The organism is Chitinophaga sp. (assembly GCF_035564935.1).
Lineage (GTDB): Bacteria > Bacteroidota > Bacteroidia > Chitinophagales > Chitinophagaceae > Chitinophaga.
This window is the reverse complement of sequence record NZ_DATMTE010000148.1, coordinates 1-4,891: the sequence shown is the minus strand read 5'-3', so window position 1 is coordinate 4,891 and position 4,891 is coordinate 1. Positions and strand designations below refer to the sequence as shown.

6 protein-coding genes are annotated in these 4,891 nt (G+C 46.5%); all 6 read right to left on the bottom strand.

Annotation, left to right across the window (positions count from 1 at the left end):
- A partial coding sequence (locus VN105_RS03985; RefSeq protein WP_325638158.1) for a hypothetical protein occupies positions 1-2,018 on the bottom strand: 2,018 nt, incomplete at its 3' end.
- 175 nt (positions 2,019-2,193) lie between these two features.
- Complete coding sequence (locus VN105_RS03980) at positions 2,194-2,640, bottom strand: hypothetical protein (RefSeq protein ID WP_325638156.1); 447 nt, start codon at positions 2,638-2,640, stop codon at positions 2,194-2,196.
- Positions 2,637-3,191 (bottom strand): hypothetical protein, encoded by a 555-nt coding sequence (locus tag VN105_RS03975; protein ID WP_325638155.1) that lies wholly within the window; start codon positions 3,189-3,191, stop codon positions 2,637-2,639. The genes VN105_RS03980 and VN105_RS03975 overlap by 4 nt, the downstream gene beginning before the upstream one ends.
- A gap of 87 nt (positions 3,192-3,278) precedes the next feature.
- On the bottom strand, positions 3,279-3,641 hold the full coding sequence (locus VN105_RS03970) for a hypothetical protein (RefSeq protein ID WP_325638153.1): 363 nt from the start codon (positions 3,639-3,641) through the stop codon (positions 3,279-3,281).
- A gap of 51 nt (positions 3,642-3,692) precedes the next feature.
- Positions 3,693-3,911, bottom strand: a complete 219-nt coding sequence (locus VN105_RS03965) for a hypothetical protein (protein WP_325638151.1) — start codon at positions 3,909-3,911, stop codon at positions 3,693-3,695.
- Positions 3,880-4,683 (bottom strand): discoidin domain-containing protein, encoded by an 804-nt coding sequence (locus tag VN105_RS03960; protein ID WP_325638149.1) that lies wholly within the window; start codon positions 4,681-4,683, stop codon positions 3,880-3,882. The genes VN105_RS03965 and VN105_RS03960 overlap by 32 nt, the downstream gene beginning before the upstream one ends.
- Between the last annotated feature and the right edge of the window lie 208 nt (positions 4,684-4,891).

Genomic DNA, 4,891 nt, shown 5'->3' with positions numbered 1-4,891 from the left:
GGCGCGGCATCACCATCAGTGCACAATGATATCGGGTCTTTCAGGTCAGCAGGATTATCGCTCCATTTGAAATCAAAGGTGAATTTACTCCCGCCAAGCCCAAGTAATTCCCGTGGAACAGCCAGCTCTAATTTGTTCCCGGCATAACGGTAGGGTAAAACAGCTACTTCCACCCATTGATGATCGTTATTGTAGCGCATCAGCGTAGTGGTATTTTCGTTCTTTACCTGTTTATTAACAACATAATCATAGCCATACCAGCCGGTTGCCGGATTGTTATCGGCATCAATTAATAACAACATCCAGTTCTTGTCTGTATGCGAAGTGAGCTTCCCGACGGTTTCAACATAAAAGCCAATAGTTTCACGATCTACTAATACTTTACTGGTGATGATATCATTGCGGCCTGATTCATTTTTATAGTGCGTGCCGCCATATCCCTTGTTATCACGATGTGCAACATCCCCATTGGTATCCCTGTATTCTACTTTTATATTTTTCCATTCCCCGAAACTGCCATCAATTTTTATCCGGGATAATCCATTCAATTCAGGTATAGGCCGTACCCCCTTGTAGCGGCGGATATTTTGCGCCATCTGCATGTAATAGTTGTCCGTATACCCGTTTTTCATAGGCTGAATAGAACGGTTAAATTCAGCATTATATTGGTCAACAAAGAAGTATGGATTGTTACGGCGCATAAACGGGGTAGTTTTACCGCTATCCGGCTGGTACTTGCCGGCGGTCCATTCGTTCCAGTCGTTAAGATACAGGAACTGCGGATCGGCTTTGAGCGCTTCCTCCCATCTCTCCTGGAAATAGATACCATAGCCTTCGGGATTATTCACTGTTTTTTTCAGCCAGGGCACATAAGTTGGTTCAGGAAGATCATATTGATTCAGCGGCGGTTCGCCATTGGCCCTTGACCACGACTTGCCCACCAGGCTGGAAGGGTGCTGCGCCGGCGTAACGGCGGCTTCTTCTTTTTTCCCCTTATGCCTGGAAACAAGGCTATCCGTATCCATGGCGCTCACCTTTTCATTGCCAAGATCATAGCCAAAGCTCCAGTTGTCTTCCGTACCTATAAAACGTTTGCCTGCCCATTTATAATAGCCCCACCACATACTGCGCAGCGTGAAGAATTTTTTCACCTCTTTGGTGTAATCTTTATAAAAACGTTCTGTATAACCAGGGTCGCCATAATGCGGGTGATCTGCATTTGTGCTGGCAGATGAATCATAGTGATGATTGGCGTTTTTGGTACCCTGCCCGTTGGCATCGTATTCCGGGGTGCCGTTGTATAACAACAGCGGTTTACCATCCCAGTAGAACCACAGGTCACTGAAGCGGTTGTTTTTATAGATGCGGTCGTAAAGATCCTGCACTACCGTGATCACCGGGCCGTTAAATGCCCAGAAGCAAAATTGAGGTAGTTTATTTCCCTCCGCTTTCATTTTTTGCATCGTAGTAAAAAGTACCTCCCATTCGTCCCAATATCTCACTGCATTGGTAACATCCATTACCAGCACATCTACACCGGCATCGGCCAGCATCGACATATCTTTCCGGATCACGTATTCATCTTTGCTCAGGAAATAGCCCATTTCCGGCTCACCCCAATGATAGGAACCGTAGGCCCAGCGCGGATGCTTGGCATTCATACGGGCATCCGGGTTTTCCGCGAGTACTTTGGTAACATCTGCAGCATAAGGACTTTTTGCATTGGCATTACCATCATCATGCCAGGTGATATAAAACATTCCTACAACCCGTTGCTGGTCTTTTTTTACAGGCCCCGCTTCCTGCAAACCGGGCATCGTTCGCCCCAATGCATCGGAAGCCACCCAGGTATCGGCGTACAGATCCCGGTAGTAATTCCCGCTGCCGGCGGTATCAGCTAAAGGTTTCAGGGAATTTTCTTTACCCGTAACATGATTTGTATCTGTCATTGCGGCACTTAATGCAATGAGTAAAAAAGTTCCGGTAAAAATATTACGGAAGATGATGCTGTTGTTCATAGTAGGAGGAATTGGTTAAATAAAATAGTGCGCCCCTTTCATTGCGGCAACCTGCACTATCCTGATGTCAAATGATTTGTTTTATTTTTTCAGAAAAATAGAAGCCTGCAGGGCAGCCGGTAAAAGCTGCCCCGGGTGTTTTGCTGGCTATAAGAAGCTGCCCGTATTTTTTTAACTAAGGCTGGAAACTGATAGGATGCCATGCGGTATTCCAGTTGGCCCAGTTGGGACCATAGGCATACGATAGGTACTGTTGTTTATCCGGGTTGATGTGTCCTCTTTCATCGCCGCTCCATCCGCAATTGTGCAGGTAAGGATGCAGGTTGGTCCGTATTTCGGCAATCTTTGTAAAAGACAATCCATCTGCAGATTCCCATAACGCGATATAGCTGTTGGCCGTTAACCTGGAAGCGGTGTGAATAGCCTGGTATTTTTTCAGGTCATCACGATATTTAATATCGCAGCGGTCCGCCCCTGCTATGCCGGTCTTATTCACAGCAGTTCCATGAAAACTAAGATGCGCCGGCCAGTTGGCATCGCTGGCACTAACCGTAGCCACGCGGGTCTCATTGATATTTGTATCGGTCCAGGTATAATAGAAGAACAAGGTATCATTATTCACCAGCATCCGTGGTTCGCCTGCGCCCCAGGCCGTAGCATCGCCGGTAAACGTAATAACCGGTTGAGGGTTGCCGCCCCAGCCGCTTCCATCCCACTTTTCCCACGGACGGTTGGCGATAAAGACCTGGCCACATATGCATGATTAAAAACGCCTGCTGTATTTTCAGTAGAAGTATAACCTATATAATAATAACTCCCGGATTTTATGACCCCCGGATCGCAAACAGAGAGCTGATCGCGGGTACCTTCCGTTGGTTTTAATACCATTGAATCAGTAGTCCAGGTATTACCCTCATCCGTTGAATGCCGGTACGCGATCTGGTCCCAATAAGCGCCGCCGGAAGATTTATTAAGCAGGATAAACGACTGGTAGCTTCCGGTAACAGGCTGGCCATTCAGATAATTAAGCACACCGCTTATGTTGCCATCTTTTTTCCAAACGCCCGCCGTTCCGGCAGGATCACTTAATACCCACAGGTATGTTCCCGCAGCAAAGTAAGCGTCCCTGGCCAGCTGCAGGTTCTGGTTGTCGATATAATTCGTATAGGCCATAGTAGCCAGCGCCGTACCTGCAACTGTAGTGGCATAATCGGTGTTCCACTGGTAGAGGCTCAGCGTTAAACTGCTGTTGGTGGAGTTTCAGTTGGGGCATGCCACATTGATAGCATAGAACGGGCTGGCAGCAGTGAACTGCTGGGCGGCGGTATTACCGCCCGACAGCCCTACGGGGCTTTGCAGCCCTCCCTCGTTGAAGTACAGCACCTTGTCCCCGAAAGTGCCGCCGGGAGCGGCAAACCAGGCATCAAAAGAACCATCCGGATGCCTGATGATGGAAGGCCCGTAACGGTATACCCCACCGGTATAGATATCCCATCCTGCCGCCACGTTAAAAGTATCGCTGTAGATGGTATCTTTTTTCTTATAATTATCTTCCGTAAAATTCTTCAGCTTATTGCAACCGCCTGTTGCAAATGCCAGTGCCAGGATAAAAAATTGCTTCATGTGATAGATGTATTTTTCAGGTGTAACAGTATAGTTGATGGCCGCATAGTTTTATGGCCGGTATTCCCAGATATCTCCCGACCGCATAGTTACCCGTGGACTGGTATACAACAGGGTAGACCCATCTGTATCATAAACATAAAAATGCCCGGTTTCAATATTGGTATTCATGTATAATTTAATACGGTCCGGCCCATAGGCGCTCTCTACATTACCCCACTGCGCCCCGGTGCCATCGCTATATACGATCGTTGCCATCTGTGGTTCCATCCCAGCCCCCAAAATAAACATTCCATGCGCCGCCATTGGCCTGGATACTGGGTGCATATATATTGCTGTTACCTCCGGCCTGTGCCACTATGATAGGATTCCTATCATCATAATTCCAGTTGGTTATTTTATTGGGATTAAATGTACCTGAGCCAACGTTCCTGATCTCATTTTGCTGGTAAACATTATTATTACTGATGAACTTAAAATGATCAAACTTTGCATCGTGGCCGGCACTTACCTCCGCCAGCTGAAATACATAGTTGTTTACATTGTCTTTCCCCAATGTTGTGACCACAATCTGAATACCATTGGTATAAATGGTAGATGGCAACGGCAATATGACCCATCCATTCTGCGGTACAGGGAAAGCGGTATCAGTAACCGCAAGCACCCAACTGCTTCCATTAGATGTATAGATGCGAAAGCTGACAGGAAATCCAAGCGCGCCTGTGGCGCCATAGCGGGGAAGCATCTTAATATAGTTTACGCTATCAGAGCTGTTAAACCAATAAGCTACCCATTCTGTTTCTCCTCCACTGGCGTGAATATTGGAACTCCATATAGTTGCGTCATTACTGTCTTTCAGCGCCGCTGCCGGCCATAAGGCAGACGATGTGGTTACACTCGTTACAGGAATATCTGTACTTTCAAATACAGCCACCTGCTGCATTGCCATTGTCTTTGAGATGGGTATCTTTTGTAAAGATGCTTTCCTGCATCCGGCAAATACAACGACAGTCGCAATAAAAAGAATTGCGCAAGGTTTCATAAGACGGAATTTAATAACGTGAAATCGATCGCTGGAATATTATCTCTGTATATCAGAAAAAATCTGAGGTCTTCTAATAGCCGTATTTGTATGTTACTCTAATTTAGAAAGAAATGATTGTACAACTATCCTGTACTGTCATGTATACGGGATTACCTGGGGTTAAAATAGTACATGGAGAATATGCTAATATTACAGGAGTTACTCC